This is a genomic window from uncultured Roseovarius sp., assembly GCF_913057115.1.
Lineage (GTDB): Bacteria > Pseudomonadota > Alphaproteobacteria > Rhodobacterales > Rhodobacteraceae > Roseovarius.
Window position 1 is genome coordinate 93723 of sequence record NZ_CAJXNN010000001.1, and the last position, 21353, is coordinate 115075.

The following is a 21353-nucleotide window of genomic DNA, read 5'->3' on the forward strand; positions in this document are numbered from 1 at the left end:
GCGGTGAGACTGCGCTCAAAAAGTTAATTCGAGGTTTCCCGATACGGCTCGCCTTTTGACGAGGCCCTATCGTGGCACATCGACCCGCGTTGCCGTCTTGGCCCAGCCATCGACGGAACAGCGCGGCACGATGAAAACGGCCTGCATGCCGTCGGGTATTTCGACCCCTGAAAGCGCGCGTGTGAAGGGCTGCTCCTCGATATGCGGATGATGCAGGACGCGCAAACCAAGGGAATTGCCCGCCTCGTCGCGCACCTCCCAGCCGTCTGCGTAATGGTCCCAGCCTGTATCGGGATGCGCCAATGTGACATGCACTGTCCATGTCTGCCCACGGTTTTGCAGGTCAACATCAACGACTTGCGGATCGTCCGCCACGGCGGGAAGGGGGCAAAGCGTGATGAGGCAGACAAAGAAAAAGCGTTTCATGGGATGCAGCTTAACTTAGATTGCGCGCGGCTGGCCTTCACGTTTCGGTGTCTTCAGCCAACATCAGAACGGCACGGGAATGCGAGGCAAACTCACGCCGCAGCAGCACGAGGCAGGTGAAGATCACCGCGCCGATCAAGGCCTCGGGCCCCAATAGCCAAACCGCCGTCGTCAAGGCGAAGTAGGTTGACCGCAGGCCACGGTTAAAGCCTTTGGCGGCGGTGATATTGATCTCCCCCGCCTTGCGCGCGCGCGGCAGGGCCTTGGGGTGGGCGGGGTCGTTGGGGACAGCGGACATCAGAACCGCGCAATAGCCAAACAGGCGGTTCGACCAGACGAATTTGAGAAAGGCGTTGGTCAGAAAAATCAACAGAACCAGAATCTTGACCTCCCACACGATTATGGGGTCGTTCTCCAGTGTGAGGTCTGACGCAACACCCATGAAGCGTTCCATGTTTCCCAGAAGGGCAAGGCAACCACCGATGGCGATCATCGTGGCCGAGGCGAAAAAGGCGGTGCCTTGGCGGAGTGAACTGAGGATTTGCGCATCGAATATACGTGGCTCGCGCGAGACCATCTGCACCATCCATTCGCGCCGGTATTGCGCCATGAGGACCGACACCGAAGGGTAGCTTTGCGGTGGATTTTCAACCAGCAAACCGATTACAATCCACGCGGTCAGCAAAAGCGCGACCGCAACAGCATCGGTATTCGAAAAGAGGGTCAGGCGTTCCATCCAGTCCATGCTGTGACGATAGCGCCATGCAACGGAACTTGCCAGAAGGGGCAATTGGTTATATTTATTTACCAATAAGGAGTGTTCGCCCATGGAAATGCCCCAGCCAAACCCGGCGATCTTGTCGCGCAAAGCCGACCTGATCGACAAGCTGCGTGACGCTATGCCCACGGATGCGGTGATTTCCGATCCGATGGAAACCCGCGCCTATGAATGCGATGCGCTGACAGCTTACAAATGTGCGCCCATGGCGGTGGTTTTGCCCGGCTCGACCGAGGAGGTATCGGCGGCATTGCGTATCTGTCACGCGATGGGGGTTCCGGTGGTGCCGCGTGGTGCGGGAACATCGCTTGCCGGAGGCGTGTTGCCGACCCAGGACAGCGTGATCTTGGGCGTGTCGCGCCTTACGGATGTTCTGGAAACCAATTATGACGACCGGTTCATCCGGGTCCAATCGGGGCGCACCAACCTGTCGGTTACGGGCGCGGTCGAGGACAACGGATTCTTTTACGCGCCAGACCCCTCCAGCCAGTTGGCCTGTGCCATCGCAGGCAACATCGCGATGAACTCGGGCGGGGCGCATTGCCTGAAGTATGGTGTGACAACCAACAACCTGATGGGGGTCACGCTGGTTCAGATGGATGGCACCGTTGTGGAATTGGGCGGCGCGCATATGGATGCGGGTGGTTATGACCTGTTGGGTGTTGTCTGCGGGTCGGAAGGGCAGCTTGGTGTCGTGACAGAGGCCACCCTGCGCATTCTGCCCAAACCCGAAGGCGCGCGGCCGGTTTTGATGGGCTATGACAGCAACGAGGTGGCCGGGCAGGTTGTCTCGGACATCATCAAGGCAGGTGTGCTGCCGGTGGCGATCGAGTTCATGGACCGCCCCTGTATCCGCGCCTGCGAGGCCTTTGCCAAGGCGGGGTATCCCGATTGCGAGGCCTTGCTGATCGTCGAGGTTGAAGGCAGCGAGGCCGAGATTGACGAGCAGTTGGAAACGATCATCGGGATCGCCCAGACCCATAAACCCGTGGACCTGCGCCAAAGCACCAGCGCCGAGGAAAGCGCGCGTATCTGGCTGGGCCGGAAATCGGCCTTCGGGGCGATGGGGCAGATCAATGATTACATGTGTCTTGATGGTACGATCCCGGTGAGCCAACTGCCTTTCGTGCTGCGCCGGATTGGCGAGATGTCGAAGGAGTTTGGCCTTGATGTGGCCAACGTGTTCCACGCGGGCGACGGCAACATGCACCCCTTGATCCTCTACAATGCCAATACGCCGGGCGACCTTGAGAAATGCGAGGCGCTTGGCGCGGAAATCCTCAAGCTCTGCGTCGAGGCGGGCGGGTGCCTGACCGGAGAGCATGGCGTGGGCATCGAGAAACGCGATCTGATGCTGGATCAATACGCGCCCGAGGACTTGGATATCCAGATGGCGGTCAAGGATGTGTTCGACCCCAAGTGGCTCTTGAACCCGGCCAAGGTTTTCCCTTTGAGCAACAGCGAGGCACGCCGTATTGCCGCCGAATGATGCCCTACTGACAGGTTTGGATAAGTGACGATGTTGACACCCCAAAGCGAAGCCGAATTGGCCGAGATCGTGGCCGGGGCCGATGCCCCCTTGCGCATCATCGGGGGCGGTACACGGCCCATCGGAACACCCAAGGCGGGTGAGGTTCTTTCGACTGCGGGGCTGAGCGGGATCAGCCTGTATGAACCCGGCGCCCTGACCATCGTGGCGAAGGCGGGTACGCCTGTGGCCGAGATCGAGGCGGCCTTGGCCGAGGAAGGCCAGATGCTGGCCTTTGAGCCGATGGATCATCGCCAGTTGCTTGGCACGAGCGGCACGCCGACGATCGGCGGCGTGGTGGCGGGCAATATCTCGGGACCGCGGCGGGTTTCGTCGGTGGGGGCGTGCCGGGATAGCCTTTTGGGGGTGCGCTTTGTCGATGGCATGGGCCGTATCCTGAAGAACGGCGGGCGGGTGATGAAGAACGTCACCGGCTATGACCTCAACAAACTGATGTGCGGATCATGGGGCACGCTTGGGGTGCTGAGCGAAGTGGCCTTGAAGGTGCTGCCGCGCCCGGCCGCCACCGCGACCTTGACGCTTTCGGATGTCTCGCCGGATCGTGCCGTGCCTGCGATGGCCGCGGCCCTTGGCACGCCGTTCGAGGTGAACGGCGCGTTTTACGGGCCGTATGGCGAGAGTGCCGGGGTCATGCATATCCGGGTTGAGGGGGCTTTGACCTCGGTGAAATACCGGGCGGCGGAATTGGCGAAATGCCTTGCCCCCTATGGCGAGGCAAAGGTGGAAACCGACGCCGAGGCCTGTCGTGAGCTTTGGGCCGGGATCAGGGATATGACCTATCTGGCTGATAAGCCGGTGATCCTGCGGTCCTCGATCAAGCCCAGTGACGCGCCGGGATTTGTCGGCGAACTGCAATCGGCGCAGCATTATTTCGACTGGGGCGGCGGATTGATCTGGTCTGCGGCGGAAGCGGCACCGGAAGAGGGCGCGCGCGCCCTTGTCACCGCCATGCATCAGGCGATGGCACGGACAGGCGGCCATAGCACACTTTTGAAGGCCCCGGAGGTCCTGCGCCAAGGGCTGCCGACCTTCCAGCCATCCAAGCCCGCGGTGGCGGCGATAGAGGCCGGGTTGCGCCAGAAGTTCGACCCCAAGAGCCTGTTCAACCCTGGCCTTATGGGGCAAGCGGCATGATCCTGGAATTGACATTCGCGGTTATTTTCGTGGCAGGGCCGGCAGCCTTCTGGGTGTTGTCCAAACAAGACGCAACACGGCGATACTTCATAGTTCTCTGGGTGGCCACGGTTGGCCTGTTGGCAGGAGCCTATGGCGTCGGAACCTACGGGATAAACCTAAGCCTTGGGGCATTTCACACGGGGCTGATCGTGCTTGTGGCGTTCTGGCTGTCGTGGATTGGCATGCTGTCGCTGATCATGTTGGCGGTCAAACGGCAGGTCGCGTCAACCGCTGTGCGCCGTGTGGCCTTTGCGATTGGCGCGATTGCGACCACCCTGCCCTGGTTCGGGCTATATGCAGCAAGAATGTTGGCGGAATAGATGAAAACGGAATTCACCGCAGAGCAGCTTCAGGACCCCGGCATCGCGCGGTCCAACCAGATTTTGCGCACCTGTGTGCATTGCGGGTTCTGCACCGCGACCTGTCCCACCTATCAGGTGCTGGGCGACGAGTTGGACAGCCCCCGGGGCCGGATTTACCTGATCAAGGATATGCTGGAAAATGACCGGGTGCCCGATGCCAAGACGGTCAAGCATATCGACCGCTGCCTGTCGTGCCTTGCCTGCATGACGACCTGCCCCTCGGGCGTGCATTACATGCATTTGGTCGATCATGCGCGGGAGTACATTGAAGAGCACTACAAGCGGCCGCTGGGCGAGCGCGCGCTAAGGTGGATTCTGTCCAAGATCCTGCCCTATCCGGGGCGGTTCCGGCTGGCGCTTCTGGGGGCCAAGATCGGGCGGCCTTTTGCGTTTCTGATGCCGGATGCGCGGTTGAAAGCGATGTTGGAGATGGCCCCGAAGCAGGTGCCTCCTGTTTCGCGCAATGACGATCCGCAGGCTTTTGCGCCAAAAGGCGAGCGGCGCAAGCGCGTGGCCCTGATGACAGGCTGTGCGCAAAAGGCCCTCAACACCGATATAAACGATGCCACCATTCGCCTGCTGACGCGTTTGGGTTGTGAGGTGGTGGTGGCCGAGGGCGCGGGCTGTTGCGGGGCGTTGACCCATCACATGGGCAAGACGCAGGAAAGCCATGGCACGGCGGCAAAGAATATCCGCGCTTGGGCGGCGGAAATGGATGGCGACGGCTTGGATGCCATCGTGATCAACACCTCGGGTTGTGGCACGACCGTCAAGGATTACGGCCATATGTTCCGCAATGAGGCCTTGGCCGAGGATGCCAAGCGTGTCTCGGAGATTGCAATGGATGTGAGCGAATTGCTCATGCAGCTTGACCTGCCGGAAGGTTCGCCGAAGGACGAGGTCATTGCCTATCACGCGGCCTGTTCGCTCCAGCATGGCCAGCAGATCAAGACCTATCCCAAGGATTTGCTCAAGCGGGCCGGGTTTGCTGTGGTGGAACCGAAGGATAGTCACCTTTGCTGTGGTAGTGCAGGCACTTACAACTTGATGCAGCCGGAGATTTCCAAGCAACTCAAGGCGCGCAAGATCGAAACGCTTGAGGCGCAAGGCCCCGATATCATCGCTGCGGGCAACATTGGCTGCATGATGCAGATCGGATCGGGCACCGGGGTGCCGGTCGTGCATACCGTCGAGTTGCTGGATTGGGCGACGGGAGGGCCGAAGCCGCCTGCCCTGACGCCGGAACGCCAAGCGGGACCACAGGTGCCAAACCTTCGGGCCGCGCCCTAATTTTGCCCCAAATCGCTGCTAGCTCGTTTCGGTAACTTTCAATCGTTCGGAGGCGTCATGCTGCGGTTCTTGTTCCTGATCCTTCCGGTGGTGTGTCTGGGGTTTGCCGCGAAGGCACAAGACAGCCGCCTGCAACGGTTGGACACGGGGGACGACAGCCGCATGTGGCAAGCCGTTGGCCGGCTTGATATCGACGGTCGCGGGTTTTGCACCGGCGCGCTGATCTCGCCCAAGCTGGTTCTGACGGCTGCGCATTGCCTTTATGACAAGCGCACCGGTCAGGCGGTCGACATCGAGAAGATCGAGTTTCTGGCCGGGTGGCGCAACGGTCGGGCCGAGGCCTATCGTTGGGTCAAGCGGGCGGTCACCCACCCTGAGTATGAATATAAAAACCAAGTCGCGGCAGACCGTGTTCGCAACGATGTTGCATTGCTGGAACTGCACCACCCGATCCGTAACACGCGGGTGGTTCCTTTCAAGACCGATATTCGCCCGCGCAAGGGCCAGCGGATCGGCGTTGTTTCCTATGCCGCAGATCGGGCCGAGGCCCCTTCGCTTCAGGAGGTGTGCGATGTGATGGGACGGCAGGACGGTGTGCTGGTGATGTCCTGCGACGTGAATTTCGGGTCCTCCGGTGCGCCGATCTTCAGCTTTGACGCGGGTGAACCGCGTGTCGTTTCGGTGGTGTCGGCCATGGCCGAGGTGGACGGTCGGAAGGTGTCACTCGGGACCCAGCTTCAGCGACCGTTGGACCTTCTTCGTGCGCAGTTGGACAACACGCGCGTGGTGACACCCAAGACAGGCACCAGCCGCTTCACATCCGGAGAGAACCGGCAAACAGGCGCGAAATTTGCCAAGCCCTGACCCGTCGGTCAGGCCTTGAAAAGCCCAATCCTCGATCCCAAATCAACCTCGTTCCGGCGCCTCATTGGGCCGGACACAACCCGCCTGTCCCATCAGGGAAGGCTCAACATCGGTATCGCTCAATGGAGGATGACCAATGCGAAACTTTGATCTTGCGCCCTTGTATCGCGCAACCGTCGGCTTTGACCAAATCGCCGACATGATGGACCGGGTGCTGTCCAATGACATGGCACAGCCCACCTATCCACCTTACAACATCGAAAAGACCGCCGACGACGCCTATCGCATCTCGATTGCGGTGGCTGGCTTTGCCGAAAGCGACCTGTCGGTCGAAGTGAAGGACGGCGCGCTTGTCGTGTCTGCACAGAAGGCGGAGGACGATAGCGAGCGCAGCTTCCTGCATCGCGGCATCGCCACCCGCGCGTTCGAGCGGAAATTCCAACTCGCCGACCATGTGCGCGTGACCGGTGCCACCCATGCCGATGGCATGCTGCACATTGATCTGGTGCGCGAGGTGCCGGAGGCCCTGAAGCCGCGCCGCATCGAGATTGCCAGCGGCGAGGCGGTTGAAAAGGATGTGGTTGACGCGAAGGCTGTCAACTAAAGCGTTTCGCAAAAAACCTGACTAACAGATTTTTGCGAAATGCCGTGCTCCGCACAATTGTTGCACACGTTCCGTCTTTGGCTGATATCTCAGGTTAAAGGCGGAACGCTTTAACCACTGCTTTTCCGAGCCTGATGGCCCGGCCGACAGTCGGCCGGGCTTTGTGCTTCAAGCGCTCAGGCGCGCACCACGTAGACCGAGCATTCGGCGTGGGTGACGACGTGGCTGGCCGTGGTGCCAAGCAGATAATCCGTTACTTTGGGGTTGGCGGATTCCATGATGATGACATCGACCTTTCGCTCATCAGCCAGTTTGACGATCTGGCGGTGCGTGGCCCCTTTGCGCACGACGCATTCGACATCGACGCCCTCAGCGGGATGGGCTGCGACGAATTTTTTCAGTTCATCACCCCAGTACTTATCGGAATCGTAGATATTGAGGTTCCGCTCGATTTCGGGCGCGACGGTTGCGACGATCAGTTTCGCCCCGCGCCGCTGGGCCATTTCCACGGCCTCGGCATAGGCGTTGTATTCCACTTTGACGTGGCGCAGGTTGACGGGGCAGAGGATCAGCTTGGTTTCGCGGGACATGGGGCACCTTTGTTTGGGCGGGGTCAGGATGCATGCGGTATATCATAATTGTCATACCTGATGACCCACAGCGGCACAGCATGGGCAAAAACCGCCACCCACAAGAATTTGATCCGTGGGATCAGTTGACTTTGGCGGGTGACCCTGACCATCCTTGGGCATGCTTTGCGCTATGAAACGTGGTGTTGCGAGATGTTGGCCGCTGCTTATGCTGGTTGCGGTCTGCCTTGTCCTGTTTGCACCGGGTTCTGCCGAGGCGCATGGACGCAATCACGGCGTTGTCGTGACATCCTCTGTGGTGGATGCTGACATGCATGTGGCATCTGAGGGGGCCGTGCCAGATTGCTGTCATGTTGATGGCAGTTGCACCAGCTTCGCGATGGTTGCTGTGCCGATGTCACCGCGTGTGGGTATGATGCGCCTTGTGCTGGTCAAACCGGACGGGGCCATGCGGCGCGGCTCGCGTCAGGATACGGCTGATCCGCCGCCTCCGCGCGCCTGATCCCTGAATTACCTCGGGTTCGAGGGCTGAAATTTCGGGATCAAAGGAGACATATGATGACCATTCGAAAACTGATGTTGGGCGGTGCAATGACCGCTGTATTGGCTGTGGGGGCATGGGCGCATTCGGGCGCGACAGGCGTTGTCAAGGAACGCATGGAGGCCATGAAATCCATGGGCGCGGCGGTGAAGGCGCTGAAACCGATGATGAGCGGTGAAGCCGCTTATGATGTGGAGGCCGTGCGCAAGGCAGCGCGTGAGATCGCGGCGCAGTCTGGCGACAACATGACGGCGCTGTTTCCGCATGGGTCGGATGATGCCCCATCGGAGGTTTTGCCCACGGTTTGGACAGATCGTGAGCGGTTTGAATACTTGGCCGATGCGCTTGAACAGGCGGCGCTTGGGCTTGAGCAAGCGGCCGACAATGGCCTGCATGCGGGGCAATCCGGCATGATGGGTGGTCAGTCGGGCATGATGGGCCAAGGCGGCATGATGGGCGGCCAGTCCGGTATGATGGGCCAAGGTGGTATGATGGGGCAATCCGGCATGATGGGTGGCCAAGCGGGTATGATGAGCGCCGATCACATTGGGCAGATGCCTGCCGATGGGGCCTTTATCATGATGACGCAGGTCTGCTCGGCCTGCCATGATCGGTTCCGCGAGAAAGACGACTGATCATGCGACGTATATTGGTGGTTGGAGCCGCCGTGGTTGTGACGATCACGGCGGCAAGCGGCGCCTTGGCGCTGTGGCCGATTGGCGAGGCGGTCACTTTGTCAGAAAGGCAGGGCGATCCGCAGCGTGGGGCCTATCTTGCGCGGGCGGGGGGATGCATTGCCTGTCATTCCGACGCCGCGTCGGGGCGGCCTGCGCTGACGGGGGGCGCGCCTATCGAAACGGGGTTCGGGCACTTCGTGCCGCCGAACCTGACCCAAGATGAAACGGTGGGGATCGGGGCGTGGAGCGTCAAGGATTTCGCCCGCGCGATCCGGCAAGGGATCGCACCGGATGGGCGCCCTTACTATCCGGCGTTCCCCTATGCTTTCTACGCAGATTTGAGCGATCAGGATATCGCCGACCTCTGGGCGGCGTTCCAGACGGTTGCCCCACAGCAGGCTGCGCCGGGCGCGCATGACATCGCCTTTCCTTTCAATTTGCGGTTCGGGTTGAAGCTGTGGCGGGCGGCTTATGCCAAAGCGCCGGCGACCGCGCCTGACACGGACCGATCCGAGATGTGGAACCAAGGACGGTGGTTGGTGAATGGTTTGGCGCATTGTGGTGCGTGCCATACAGACCGGAACCTTTTTGGGGGGCGGGATGTGACGCACCCCTTGGCAGGAAATGACGACCTGCCCGATGGCGGCAAGGCCCCGGCGATCACCGCCTCGGCCCTGCAAGAAGCGGGTTGGAGCGTTTCCGATCTGGCCTTTGCGCTGAAATCCGGTGTGTCGCTTGATGGCGATACCTTCGGCGGCGGCATGGGCGAAGTGGTGCGCGACGGCACGGCGTGGTTGAGCGCGCAAGACCGCCGGGCAATGGCCTTGTACTTGCTGGATCAAGATGGCCCAGTGTCAGAGGAGACAACGGAATGAACAAGAAACTTGGCTTGACGGCTGTCGCCCTTTTGCTTTTTGGTGTGGCGCTTTGGAATTGGGGCAATTCCAGTGGCGGGTTTGACGGTGACAGCGCGACGAATGCGCCGGTGCCACAAGGGGCGGCCCTGGCGCAGGTGCGCCTGCCCGAGAGTTTGTCGGAGCGTGCGCAACTTGGTGAGCGTGCCTTCAATGGGGTCTGTGCCGAGTGTCACGGGACGAATGCCGCCGGACGGCAAGGCATCGGGCCGCCCTTGGTGCACAAGATCTACGAACCCTCGCATCATGGCGATATGTCGTTTCACCTTGCGGTGCAAAACGGGGTGCGGGCGCATCATTGGTCATTCGGCAATATGCCCCCGCAGGATGGCCTGACCAAGGCGGATGTGTCGGCCATCGTGGCCTATGTGCGGGAGTTGCAGCAGGAAAACGGGATCAAATGATCTTGGCGCAGTTCCGCGGCTTTCGGCGCTTCCTCTGCCGCGGGACTGCTATAGGCTTTGGTCCATGTCACGAATCAATCTTGAACAGCTGCGCACCTTTTTGTCGGTTGTGCGCATGGGCGGTGTCGGCAAGGCAGCGCAGGCGCTGAACCTGACGCAGCCGGCGGTGACGACGCGCATTCGCAACCTTGAACAAAGCCTTGCGGCGGACCTGTTCGACCGGACGGGCACGGGCCTTCGTTTGACCAAGCGCGGGGAGCTTTTGTTGCGCCATGCCGAACAGTTCGAGCAACTGGGCGAGCTGGTGGCGCGCGATGTGATTGATCCGGGCGGCACCGAGGGGCATTTGCGCCTTGGGGTGTCAGAGACGATTGCACAATGCTGGTTGCCCGAGTTCATTTCCCGCCTGCATGAGACCTTTCCGAAGCTGGAGATCGAGATCAACGTCGATATCTCGACGAACCTGCGCGCAGCGCTGTTGGATCGGGAGATTGACCTTGCGGTTCTCTTGGGGCCGATCTCGGAATATTCGGTCGATAATCTGGATCTGCCGGGGTTTGATCTGGCGTGGTATCGGGCGGTGGATCAGGTGAGCAGCGAGGCGGGGTTTTTCGACCGCCCTGTGATCACCTATGCCCGCAACACGCGGCCTTACCGGGAATTGAAGGCGGAGCTGTTTCAGCGCGAGGGGCCGGGGATACCGCTTTTCCCATCGTCGTCCTTGTCGGCGTGTTTCCGTCTGGTGGAGGCCGGGCTTGGTGTGGCGGCCCTGCCGCGGGCGCTTGGGGCGGGGTATGTCGCGCAGGGCAAGATCGTGGAGTTTGATCCCGGCTGGACGCCGTCACCCCTGCGCTTTTCGGTGTCTTATATGGGGGAGCCGCGCAGCCATATGGTGGCCGAAGCCGCCCAGATGGCACAGGACGTGGCGGAGCAGTTCGAGGCGCATAAAATTCCCTTATGACCTAGGGTAATACTATTCGATTTGTATTTATGTTAGCGCCGGGCAATCCTTACGACTCAGGAGGGCCAAGGATTTGGGCACCACATATCTAGAGCTCAAAGGATTAAGCGCCGCGCAGGTGCGCGCGGCCATTCGCAGCGGGGATTACGCAGGGCATACCGCCGGGCTGGGTGCGGGATGCCTGCAAGCCAATGTGGTGATCATGCCCGAGGCCCATGCCCTCGATTTCATGCGGTTTTGTCAGCGGAACCCCAAGCCCTGCCCCCTGACGGGGGTGTCGGACACGGGCAATCCGATGATGCAGACCATGGGACACGACATCGACATTCGCCGGGATGTGCCCGCCTATAATATCTATCGCGACGGGGCGCTGTCCGAGTCGGTCACTGATATTGCCAGCCTGTGGCAAGAGGATATGGTGGCCTTTGCCTTGGGGTGTTCGTTCACCTTTGAGCATGCGGTGCAGGCGGCGGGCATTTCGCTTTGGCATATTCAGAACAACACCACCGTGCCGATGTTCCGCACGTCGATTGATACCGTACCTGCCGGGCGGTTCTCGGGGCCGATGGTGGTGAGTATGCGCGCCATCCCCGAGGGTCGGGTGGATGAGGTGACCCGCATTTCGCGGCTTTATCCCTTGGCGCATGGTGCGCCTGTGCATGTCGGTGATCCGGGCAAGATCGGGATTGCCGATATCGCCCGCCCGGATTGGGGCGACCCGGCCCCGATTGGCCCCGGTGAGGTGCCCGTGTTCTGGGCCTGTGGGGTGACCCCGCAGGTGGCCGTTGAGACAGCAAAGCTGCCGCTTTGCATTACCCATAAGCCCGGTCACATGCTGATTGCGGATGTGGCCGAGGATGCCGAGGTGCCGGTGATCCGGCCCCAAAAGTGAAGACCAAAAAGAGAAATCCAACAAGGAGAGATGACATGAAACATATTCTTGGAACCGCAGCCGTTGCTGCCCTGATGGCCGCCCCCGTGGCCGCCGAAGACCTGTCGGTTGTGGGAAGCTGGTCAAGCCTGCCGCTTCATAAGCAATATGAGGCGCCCTTCTGGACCGAGACGCTGCCCGAAGCCTCGGGTGGTGAGCTTAATGTATCGCTGACCACCCATGGCCAGATGAACCTTGGTGTGGCCGATGTGTTCCGCCTGTTGGGTGATGGGGTTTATGACGTGGCGATGACCGTGGCCGATTATGCCGTGGCCGATGAACCTGCGCTTGAAGGCCTCGACGTGCCGCTGCTGGCGCTGACGGCGGATGAGGCGCGCGCCATGGTCGATGCCGCGCGTCCGATGGTGGATGACATCTACCGCGATACCTTCAACAGCAAGGTTCTGGCCATTGCGCCCTATCCGCCGCAGGTGGTGTTCTGTAACGCCGAGGTCAGCGAGTTGGCCGATCTGGAAGGCAAAAAGGTGCGCGCCTCGGGCCGGATGACGGCCAAGTTCCTTGAGGCATTGGGCGCGGAAGGCGTCAACGTCGGCTTCTCGGAAGTGCCGGGGGCGCTGCAGAAGGGCGTTGTGGATTGTGCCGTGACCGGGGCCGGTTCGGGCTATAGCGCCGGGTGGTGGGAGGTTTCCACGCACCTGATGGCGATCCCGCTGGGTGGTTGGGATTCGGTTGTCACGGCGATGAACATGGACAAATGGAACAGCCTTGATGCCGCGACCCAAGAGTTGATCACCACCCAAATCAAAGCCGAATTCGAAGAGCCTGCTTGGGCCGCCGCGCAAGATGCGCTTGTCAACGATATTGCCTGCCTGACCGGCAATGGTGAGTGCCCGGCGGGCGATGCGCGCGACATGACCTTGGTCGAAGTGTCGGACGCCGATTTCGAGAAGGCGCGCAACATCCTTATCGGTGAAGTGCTGCCCGATTGGGCCGAGCGCGCAGGCGGTGACTGGGCCGAGCGTTGGAATGCCTCGGTTGGTGAGGTCGTTGGTGTAACCATCGAATAACCCAACCAATTGGATGAGGGCCCCATCATGCCGGAACGTCTTTTGAACAGTCTCAAGCGGCTTAATCGCGGTGTGGCGGTTTTGGTTGGCATCATGTTGCTGGCCTGTGCCGCTGTCGTGCTGGCCGATATCGTTCTGCGGCAGGTGGGGTCCTCCTTCGGGGGGACCGATGAAATCAGCGGCTATGCCATGGCGATTGCCACATCGTGGGGCATGGGTTTTGCGTTGATGGAATTGGGCCACGTCCGCATTGATATTTTACGCAGTCGCACCGGCCCCAAGGGCCGGGCGGCGTTCGATCTGTTTTCCATGCTGGTGCTGAGCGGGATGGTGACCCTGATCGCGGTGAAAGCATGGCCGGTGCTGGACCGCTCGCTTTCCATGGGGTCGCGCGCCAACACGCCGCTTGAGACCCTGCTTTGGACGGTGCACATGCCATGGTTCACGGGCTGGGTCTGGTTTGCCGCCATGTCGTGGCTGACGTTCATTGCCGCGCTGATATTGGTGGCGCAGGGCAAATTCGGTGCCAGCGAAGCCGCCATCGGGGCCTTTGGCGAAGAGGAGGCGGTGTAATGATTGGTTATGTCTCAATCGGCCTTCTGGCGCTTCTGAGCCTGTCGATTCCGGTGGGGATCGTGCTGTTCCTGCTTGGATTTGGTGTCGATACGTTTTTCAGCCCCTTCCCGTTGATCCGGGGCCTTGGCAACATGGTCTGGTCGACCTCGAACAATGCCACGCTGATCGCTATCCCCTTCTTCGTGATGTTGGGCGAAATCCTTGTGCGGAGCGGCGTGGCCGCGCGGACCTATGCCGCGCTTGATAAGTGGATTTCATGGCTGCCCGGTGGCTTGGTGCATGCCAATGTTGCCACGGCGACGATGTTTTCGGCCACCTCGGGCAGTTCGGTGGCAACTGCGGCGACGGTGGCCACGGTGGCAATGCCGCAGGCCGAAAAGCTGGGCTATGACCCCAAGCTGTTTTCCGGGGCGATCGCCGCGGGCGGGACGCTTGGCATCATGATCCCGCCGTCGATCAACCTGATTGTCTATGGGTTTTTGACGCAAACCTCGATACCGCAGTTGTTTCTGGCGGGGCTGGTTCCGGGGATCGGGCTTGCCGTGGGCTTTATCGTGATTACCGCGCTGATTTGTGCCGCCCGCCCCGAGTTGGGTGGGGAACGGCGGATGTTCCCGCTGCCGGAAATGCTGCGGGCGCTGGTGCATCTGATCCCCATTATCCTGCTGTTCACCGTCATCATCGGCACGATCTACAAAGGCTGGGCCACCCCGACCGAGGCCGCCGCCGTGGGCGTGGCCGGGGCCGTGGTGATTGCGGCGGTGTTTGGCGGGGTCTCAACCAAGATGTTCTATGAAAGCATCCTTGGGACGGTAAAGATCACCTCGATGATCATGCTGGTGGTGCTTGGGGCCTCGTTCCTCAACTTCACGCTGGCTTCGGCGGGCTTGGGCAATGAACTTCGGCAGTTCCTTGATGGGCTTGGCCTGACGCCGCTGATGACGATTTTGGTGATCGTGGGAATCTACATCGTGCTTGGGTTCTTTATCGAAACCCTGTCGCTCATGGTTGTGACGATCCCGATCATCGTGCCCTTGGTGGTGGAAATGGGCTATGATCCGATCTGGTTCGGTATCCTGATGATCGTGCTGATCGAGATGGCGCTGATCACGCCACCCGTGGGCCTGAACCTTTACGTGGTGCAGGGGGCGCGACAGTCGGGTACCATGAGCGAGGTGATGCTGGGCGCTATTCCCTATGTGATTGCCATGCTTTTGATGGCCATGGCCCTGATCGCTTTCCCGCAAATCGCGCTCTATCTGCCGGGGGCTTTGAACTAGACAGCCCGTTCCCCGCCTTGACCTATAGGACAACAAGCCGACGACACCTGCCCGTGATGCCTGATGCACATGACATGGACGCTCTGCTGACCTATCAACGATTGAACGGTGCAACCAACGATAATGAAACTCGAGGGAGGTCCGATGACCCGTACTGTCGATCTGAATGCCGATATGGGCGAAAGCTTTGGTGATTGGGACATGGGCGACGATGCCGCGCTTTTGCGGATTGTGACCTCGGCCAATATCGCCTGTGGGATGCACGCGGGCGATTGGGACGTGATCGCGCGGACCATGCAGGCCGCGAAGGCGAATAGCGTTGGCATCGGAGCACACCCTGGCTTTGCCGATTTGCAGGGCTTCGGGCGGCGGCGGATGCATGTGCCGCTTGAGAGCCTTGGCAATCTGGTACGTTATCAGCTTGGCGCGGCGCTCGGCATGGCCCGGGCGCAGGGCGCCGAGGTACGACACCTGAAGTTGCATGGGGCCTTGGCGAACATGGCCTCGGAAGACAAACCCATGGCACGGGCTTGCTATGAGGCGGCATTGTCCGTCGATCCCGAGATTATCATCATGGTTCTGGCCGGTACGGCGCAGCAGGCAGCCGTCAGCGAACTGGGGTGCAATGCCGCCTGCGAAATTTTCGCCGACCGCGCCTATAATGACGACGCCACGCTGGTGGACCGAAGCCAGCCGGGAGCGGTGATCCACGACGCCGAGGCGGCGGCCAAGCGGATGGTAGACATGGTGAAGGCGGGGGCCATCATCACCGAAAGCGGCAAGCATATCCCGACGCGGATCGACACGATTTGCCTGCATGGTGATACCGCCGAAGCGGTGCAAATTGCCGCGCAAGTGCGCGGCGCGCTTGAGGCGGATGGTGTGACCCTCAAGGTTTTCGATGGCGCTCCACTTTGACAGATCGTCAAAATGGTCAAATCAAGGAAGACTGGCTCAGGCAAACTTGCGTTCAATTCCAAACGCGAAAGCGGACCTCACGCTTGGTGGATGAATTCCGCGCGATCATAAGTGCTGGCTCGGGGAACCGGAATTCGTTCAGGCCGTCTATTGTCTGCACCCATCGACCATTGGCAGGAAAGCTGTAGCTGCGGGTCGCGAGACTTGTCCACTCCCGCCGCCGAGGCATCGGATCCGCACCCGGCATCCAGAACACGCCGGCCATCATGCTGTATTGCCGGAATTTAGAGGCTTCGAGCGTTTCCATATCCCTGGCATCCCGCATTAGTCCGAAAGCCGTGAAATGATAGCACGGCCCGGTTGCCCCGTCGGCCACCCAAAGGGCGTCATCATGGCCTGTGAGGTAACCACTGTAGGCACCGGGATGCAGCCAACGCGGTGTCACGAGGACGTGCCGCTGGCGGGGCTTCACGTCTACATGGGCGTAGCCACGTGCCATGATCCTCATCCCTTGGTGCATCGGGGAAATTTCGATACGGCCAGTGTTGTCCGTTGCCCCGAGGTAGGTTGCGCCGGTTCCGGAGGACATGCCCCAGACCGATGCACCGCAAATCGGACCCTGACGGTTCAAGCCCATGACCAATAATTCTACTGAATCAGTGGTTTCCGAGAGCGCCTCACCGCTTTCTTCTATCTCGTCAGGAAGAAAAGCCATGTCAGCTCCGGTTGTCACCATGGCTTAATGCGCCTCGGCCCAGTTGTCGCCTTGGCCTGCATCGACCACCAGCGGCACGTCAATCTTGACGGCCGGGGTAGCCGCCCCTTCCATCACGTCGCGGGCGGTGTCGATCAGTTTATCGACCCCGTCATTTGCCACCTCGAAAATCAATTCGTCATGCACCTGCAAAAGCATCTTGGCGGGCTGGCCTTCGATAGCTGAGGGCATGCGGATCATGGCGCGGCGGATGATATCGGCGGCGGTGCCCTGGATCGGCGCGTTGATCGCGGCGCGCTTGGCAAAACCGGCGCGCGGGCCTTTCGCCGTGATCTCGGGCGTGTGGATTTTGCGGCCAAAGAGGGTTTGCACAAAGCCGTGGTCCTTGGCAAAACCCACGGTGTCGTCCATGTAGGCCTTGATGCCGGGGAAGCGTTCGAAATAGCGGTCGATGAAGCCTTGGGCGTCCTTGCGAGGGATGCGCAGGTTGCGGGCAAGGCCAAAGCCGGAAATACCGTATATCACGCCGAAGTTGATGGCCTTGGCCTGACGGCGAATCTCGGGCGTCATCTCGTCCATCGGCACGTCGAACATTTCCGAGGCGGTCATGGCGTGAATATCCTGCCCCTCGCGGAAGGCTTGTTTCAGCGCGTCGATGCCTGCGACATGGGCCAGAATCCGCAGCTCGATTTGTGAGTAATCGAGGCTGACAAGGCGGTTGCCCTCTTCGGCCACGAAGGCCTCGCGGATGCGGCGGCCTTCCTCACTTCGGACGGGGATGTTTTGCAGGTTGGGATCGGTCGAGGCCAAGCGCCCGGTACTGGCCCCGGTTTGCACATAGGATGTATGCACGCGGCCTGTCTCGGGGTCGATATGATCCTGAAGCGCGTCGGTGTAGGTGGATTTGAGTTTGGACAGCGCCCGCCAATCCAGCACCCGCGCGGGCAGGTCATGTTCGGTGGCCAAGTCTTCCAGCACGTCGGCACCTGTGGCATAGGCCCCGGTTTTACCCTTCTTGCCACCTTCGAGGCCCATCTCGTCAAACAGGATTTCGCCCAATTGCTTGGGCGAGCCGACGTTGAACTTGCGACCGGCCAACTCGTGAATCTCTTCCTCAAGCTGCGCCATCTTCTGAGCGAACTTGCCGGACATGCGCGAGAGAGTTTCGCGGTCCACCTTGATCCCGTTCCGCTCCATCTTGGCCAAGATGGGCGACAGGGGGCGCTCAAGCGTCTCGTAGACCGTCGTGACCTTTTCCTGATGCAGTTGCGGTTTGAAGGTCATCCAAAGGCGCAGGGTGATATCGGCGTCTTCGGCGGCGTATTTCACTGCGTCGTCAATCGGCACCCGGTCAAAGGTGATGGCGGATTTGCCGGTGCCCAGAAGCTCCTTGATCGGAATGGGCGTGTGGCTGAGGTAGCGTTCGGACAGGGTGTCCATCCCATGCCCGTGGATGCCGGAATTGAGCGCGTAGGACATCAGCATCGTGTCATCAATCGGCGCGATCTCAATCTCGTGGCGGGCGAAAATCTTGGCGTCGTATTTCATGTTCTGCCCGATCTTGAGGATGGAATCATCCTCAAGCACGGGTTTCAGCGCTTTGAGGGCGTCCTCCATGGCCAATTGCCCGTCGGCCAAGGCCTCGGAGCTAAAGAGGTCATCTGCCGCGCCGTCGCGATGGCCAAGCGGGATATAGCAGGCCTGCCCCGGTTCAACGCTGAGCGAGATACCCACCAAAAGCGCCTGCATTTCATTGAGCGAGGTGGTTTCGGTGTCGACGGCCACATAGCCGCGCGCCTTGATCCGCTCAATCCACGCCTCAAGCGATTTCATGTCCGAGACACGCTCGTATTTTTCGGGGTCGATGGCGGGCCAATCGGGGGCTTCCTCCACAGGGTCGGCCCCGGCGGGGTTGGTATCGGGGATGACCGGCGCTTCGGCCCCAAGGGTTTCGGCGATGCGTTTTGACAGCGTGCGGAATTCCATTTCCGCAAGGAACCCCAGAAGGGTGTCGGGGTCAGGGTCGCGCAGGTCCAGATCATCCAATGTGAAATCAAGTGGGGTGTCGCAATCAAGCTGCACCAGCTTCTTGGACAGTTCAATTTGCTCGCGCTTCTCGATCAGGGTTTCGCGGCGCTTGGGCTGCTTGATCTCTTCGGCGCGGTCCAAAAGGTCCTCAAGCGAGCCGAATTCGTTGATCAGAAGGGCGGCGGTTTTCACCCCGATGCCAGGTGCACCCGGCACGTTATCAACGCTATCGCCCGCCAAGGCCTGCACATCGACGACCTTGTCGGGGGTGACGCCGAATTTCTCTTCCACACCTTCCACGTCGATGCGGCGGTTTTTCATGGCGTCGAACATTTCCACGCCATCGCCGACCAGTTGCATCAGGTCTTTGTCGGAGGACACAATCGTCACCCGCCCGCCAGCCTCGCGCGCCTGACAGGAAAGCGTCGCGATGATGTCGTCGGCCTCGTAGCCTTCGATTTCCTTGCAGGCGATGTTGAAGGCCTCGGTCGCGCGGCGGGTCAGCGGGATTTGCGGGCGCAAATCCTCGGGCATTTCATCGCGGTTGGCCTTGTATTGATCGTAAAGATCATTGCGGAAGGTGTGGCTGCCCTTATCAAAAATCACCGCGATATGGGTGGGGGCATCATTGCCGGTGCTGTTGCCGTCAATGTAACGCTGCAACATGTTGCAAAAGCCCGAGACCGCACCGATGGGCAAGCCATCTGATTTGCGCGTCAGTGGCGGCAGTGCGTGATAGGCGCGGAAGATGAACGCCGAGCCATCAATCAGATGCAGGTGGCATCCTTTTCCAAAAGACATGGACCGCCCCCCGTCAGGCTTGAATTATTGAGTCGTCGTGCGATTGGCGCACATCAGCTTGTGCTGACCTTACCCTCGAAATCGCGGTGGATGTATTTGCAATCGCAATAGGGGCATTCCACATATCCGGTTTCATGCGGGATTTGCAGCCAGACGCGCGGATGGCCCAATGCCCCTTCGCCCCCGTCACAGGCGACGCGATAGCTGTCTACGAGCTTGCTTTCCGGAGCCTTTGTTACCATCGGGGCGTTTCCTTTTGCCGATCTTTCCACTAGGTCCGAATATGAGCGATCCGAAAGGCAGGGGCAAGGGGACCATGGGCCAGAACGCCATTGAAATACGCGGCTTGCGCAAGACCTATGCCGCAAGCAAGGGCGCACCGGACAAAGAGGCGCTGAAAGGCGTCGATCTGGACATCCCGCAGGGGTCGGTTTTCGGGCTTCTGGGGCCGAATGGGGCGGGCAAGTCGACGCTGATCAATATCCTTGCCGGTTTGGTGGTGAAAACTGCCGGCCAAGTGACGATCTGGGGCTTTGATCAAGACGTGAATCCCCGGCAAAGCCGCGCCTCGATCGGGGTAATGCCGCAGGAATTGAACCTTGATCCCTTCTTTACTCCACGTGGGGCCTTGGAGGTACAGGCGGGGCTTTATGGCGTGCCGAAAAAACAGCGGCGCAGCGATGAAATCCTGCGGCTTGTGGGGCTTGAGGACAAGGCCGAGGCCTATGCCCGGACGCTTTCGGGGGGCATGCGGCGGCGTCTTTTGCTGGCCAAGGCGCTTGTGCATACGCCGCATGTTCTGGTGCTGGATGAGCCAACGGCGGGCGTGGACATCGAATTGCGCCAGATGCTGTGGGAAAACGTGCGCCGTTTGAACCGCGACGGCATGACCGTGATCCTGACCACCCATTACCTCGAAGAGGCCGAGGAGATGTGTGACGAGATCGCGATCATCAACCACGGCGACATGGTGGCGCGGGACAGCACCGAGAACCTGCTCAGCCGTCTGGACGGCAAATGCATGGTGATCCAGCCCGACGAGACACCCAAAACCCTGCCCGAGGCACCGGGGATCGAGGTGGAAACCAGGCCCGATGGGTCACTTGCGCTGAGTTACCAAGCGCGGGAAACCTCGGCCGAGGCGGTGCTGGAAGCAGTGCGCGCTGCGGGGATTCGCATCCGCGATGTAAAGACCGAACAGGCCGATTTGCAGGATGTCTTCCTAGAGCTGACGCGAAGCCGGTAACACCGTCAGCTTGGGGTTTCGTCCGTAAGCGGAGCGGTCAGGCGCAGCATGATTTCGAACATGTAAAACAGCACGATGGGCAGTGCCGAAAAGACGACAACGCGCATCTGAAGCGTGGTGCCCGCCGCCAGCAGGCTTTCATTGACGACAAGCACCAACACGGCGGTGAGTGTATAGAGCCGAAGTAGGTGATAGCGAAACTCTAGCGGGACATCTGAGTCTGCCCGCACCGGTGCGAACCGGTCGAGAACCATACGGTCCCCACACAGGCCTATGACAATAATCCCAACATAGACTGCGCAGGCCGCTGAGACGATCCGTTGCGTGACAACCGGATCCGCCATCCAGATTTGCAAGGCAAAAAGCGCAAGATAGACCGGCAGGGCCCACGATAATCCGCCTTTGGCACGTCCGAACAGGCGGCGTTGCCGCCTAACGGATATGGGCAGGACCGCATAGAGATGCGCGGCCTGCGCCAGAACCGCCGACCAGACGAAGGCCGTGGGCGGCTCTACCCCAACGGCGCGCAGGAGCGTCCAACTCCCTGCGAAGACGGCAGGCATGAGCAGCCGCCCCCAAGTGATTAGCGGCAATGAGCGTAACAATACCCACAAAACAAGCGATATGCGACGAAACGTGTTCATAGCGCCAGACTACCGGCGCACATGGCGGATTTACGGCGCTGATGGGGAAA

24 protein-coding genes are annotated in these 21353 nt (G+C 60.4%); 17 read left to right on the plus strand and 7 right to left on the minus strand.

Going from position 1 to position 21353, the window contains the following annotated elements:
* Positions 1–66: 66 nt before the first annotated feature.
* Entirely contained in the window at positions 67–426 is a 360-nt protein-coding gene (locus QZ498_RS00460) for a hypothetical protein (protein ID WP_294619100.1), read from the minus strand.
* Between the two features lie 37 nt (positions 427–463).
* Positions 464–1171 (minus strand): DUF599 domain-containing protein, encoded by a 708-nt coding sequence (locus QZ498_RS00465; RefSeq protein WP_294619361.1) that lies wholly within the window; start codon positions 1169–1171, stop codon positions 464–466.
* Between the two features lie 82 nt (positions 1172–1253).
* Between QZ498_RS00465 and QZ498_RS00470 the strand changes: the two genes are divergently transcribed.
* The 6 genes from QZ498_RS00470 (at position 1254) to QZ498_RS00495 (ending at position 7049) form a co-directional block, all read left to right on the plus strand.
* Positions 1254–2693, plus strand: a complete 1440-nt coding sequence (locus tag QZ498_RS00470; RefSeq protein ID WP_294619102.1) for an FAD-linked oxidase C-terminal domain-containing protein — start codon at positions 1254–1256, stop codon at positions 2691–2693.
* A 33-nt stretch (positions 2694–2726) separates the two neighbouring features.
* Positions 2727–3887 carry an FAD-binding protein gene (locus tag QZ498_RS00475; RefSeq protein ID WP_294619363.1) on the plus strand — a complete coding sequence of 387 codons (1161 nt, stop codon included), beginning with the start codon at positions 2727–2729 and terminating at the stop codon, positions 3885–3887.
* A complete protein-coding gene (locus tag QZ498_RS00480) occupies positions 3884–4249 on the plus strand; it encodes a hypothetical protein (protein ID WP_294619104.1) in 366 nt (121 codons plus the stop codon). The genes QZ498_RS00475 and QZ498_RS00480 overlap by 4 nt, the downstream gene beginning before the upstream one ends.
* Entirely contained in the window at positions 4250–5581 is a 1332-nt protein-coding gene (gene glcF / locus QZ498_RS00485; protein WP_294619106.1) for a glycolate oxidase subunit GlcF, read from the plus strand.
* 57 nt (positions 5582–5638) lie between these two features.
* Entirely contained in the window at positions 5639–6445 is an 807-nt protein-coding gene (locus QZ498_RS00490) for a trypsin-like serine protease (RefSeq protein ID WP_294619108.1), read from the plus strand.
* 136 nt (positions 6446–6581) lie between these two features.
* Complete coding sequence (locus tag QZ498_RS00495) at positions 6582–7049, plus strand: Hsp20 family protein (RefSeq protein WP_294619110.1); 468 nt, start codon at positions 6582–6584, stop codon at positions 7047–7049.
* A gap of 176 nt (positions 7050–7225) precedes the next feature.
* Here the strand turns inward: QZ498_RS00495 and QZ498_RS00500 are convergent, their stop codons facing one another.
* Complete coding sequence (locus QZ498_RS00500) at positions 7226–7639, minus strand: universal stress protein (protein WP_294619111.1); 414 nt, start codon at positions 7637–7639, stop codon at positions 7226–7228.
* A gap of 208 nt (positions 7640–7847) precedes the next feature.
* Here QZ498_RS00500 and QZ498_RS00505 point away from each other — a divergent pair, with 208 nt between their 5' ends.
* The 10 genes from QZ498_RS00505 (at position 7848) to QZ498_RS00550 (ending at position 15869) form a co-directional block, all read left to right on the plus strand.
* Positions 7848–8141 carry a hypothetical protein gene (locus tag QZ498_RS00505; protein WP_294619113.1) on the plus strand — a complete coding sequence of 98 codons (294 nt, stop codon included), beginning with the start codon at positions 7848–7850 and terminating at the stop codon, positions 8139–8141.
* A 56-nt stretch (positions 8142–8197) separates the two neighbouring features.
* A complete protein-coding gene (locus QZ498_RS00510; RefSeq protein ID WP_294619115.1) occupies positions 8198–8815 on the plus strand; it encodes a cytochrome c in 618 nt (205 codons plus the stop codon).
* Between the two features lie 2 nt (positions 8816–8817).
* The gene (locus tag QZ498_RS00515) at positions 8818–9732 is read left to right on the plus strand and encodes a cytochrome c (RefSeq protein ID WP_294619117.1); all 915 of its coding nucleotides are present in this window, start codon (positions 8818–8820) and stop codon (positions 9730–9732) included.
* Positions 9729–10175, plus strand: a complete 447-nt coding sequence (locus tag QZ498_RS00520) for a cytochrome c (RefSeq protein WP_294619119.1) — start codon at positions 9729–9731, stop codon at positions 10173–10175. The genes QZ498_RS00515 and QZ498_RS00520 overlap by 4 nt, the downstream gene beginning before the upstream one ends.
* A gap of 64 nt (positions 10176–10239) precedes the next feature.
* The gene (locus QZ498_RS00525; RefSeq protein WP_294619121.1) at positions 10240–11136 is read left to right on the plus strand and encodes a LysR family transcriptional regulator; all 897 of its coding nucleotides are present in this window, start codon (positions 10240–10242) and stop codon (positions 11134–11136) included.
* A gap of 73 nt (positions 11137–11209) precedes the next feature.
* Positions 11210–12028 carry a putative hydro-lyase gene (locus QZ498_RS00530; RefSeq protein WP_294619123.1) on the plus strand — a complete coding sequence of 273 codons (819 nt, stop codon included), beginning with the start codon at positions 11210–11212 and terminating at the stop codon, positions 12026–12028.
* A 35-nt stretch (positions 12029–12063) separates the two neighbouring features.
* Positions 12064–13095: a TRAP transporter substrate-binding protein gene (locus QZ498_RS00535; RefSeq protein ID WP_294619125.1), complete on the plus strand. Its 1032-nt coding sequence runs from the start codon at positions 12064–12066 to the stop codon at positions 13093–13095.
* Between the two features lie 27 nt (positions 13096–13122).
* The gene (locus QZ498_RS00540; RefSeq protein WP_294619127.1) at positions 13123–13668 is read left to right on the plus strand and encodes a TRAP transporter small permease subunit; all 546 of its coding nucleotides are present in this window, start codon (positions 13123–13125) and stop codon (positions 13666–13668) included.
* Positions 13668–14951, plus strand: a complete 1284-nt coding sequence (locus QZ498_RS00545; RefSeq protein WP_294619130.1) for a TRAP transporter large permease — start codon at positions 13668–13670, stop codon at positions 14949–14951. The genes QZ498_RS00540 and QZ498_RS00545 overlap by 1 nt, the downstream gene beginning before the upstream one ends.
* Positions 14952–15095: 144 nt before the next feature.
* Positions 15096–15869: a 5-oxoprolinase subunit PxpA gene (locus QZ498_RS00550; RefSeq protein WP_294619132.1), complete on the plus strand. Its 774-nt coding sequence runs from the start codon at positions 15096–15098 to the stop codon at positions 15867–15869.
* 52 nt (positions 15870–15921) lie between these two features.
* On the opposite strand, the gene QZ498_RS00555 is transcribed toward QZ498_RS00550, so the two are convergent.
* From QZ498_RS00555 to QZ498_RS00565, 3 genes are read right to left on the minus strand one after another with little or no spacing between them, the layout of a single operon-like run.
* Positions 15922–16584, minus strand: coding sequence for a hypothetical protein (locus QZ498_RS00555; protein WP_294619134.1), 663 nt, complete (start codon positions 16582–16584; stop codon positions 15922–15924).
* A gap of 24 nt (positions 16585–16608) precedes the next feature.
* The gene (gene polA, locus QZ498_RS00560; RefSeq protein ID WP_294619136.1) at positions 16609–19413 is read right to left on the minus strand and encodes a DNA polymerase I; all 2805 of its coding nucleotides are present in this window, start codon (positions 19411–19413) and stop codon (positions 16609–16611) included.
* A gap of 53 nt (positions 19414–19466) precedes the next feature.
* Entirely contained in the window at positions 19467–19655 is a 189-nt protein-coding gene (locus QZ498_RS00565; RefSeq protein WP_294619138.1) for a zinc-finger domain-containing protein, read from the minus strand.
* 74 nt (positions 19656–19729) lie between these two features.
* On the opposite strand from QZ498_RS00565, the gene QZ498_RS00570 reads away from it, so the two are divergent.
* Complete coding sequence (locus QZ498_RS00570; RefSeq protein ID WP_294619365.1) at positions 19730–20659, plus strand: ABC transporter ATP-binding protein; 930 nt, start codon at positions 19730–19732, stop codon at positions 20657–20659.
* A gap of 5 nt (positions 20660–20664) precedes the next feature.
* Here the strand turns inward: QZ498_RS00570 and QZ498_RS00575 are convergent, their stop codons facing one another.
* The gene (locus tag QZ498_RS00575; protein WP_294619140.1) at positions 20665–21222 is read right to left on the minus strand and encodes a hypothetical protein; all 558 of its coding nucleotides are present in this window, start codon (positions 21220–21222) and stop codon (positions 20665–20667) included.
* Between the last annotated feature and the right edge of the window lie 131 nt (positions 21223–21353).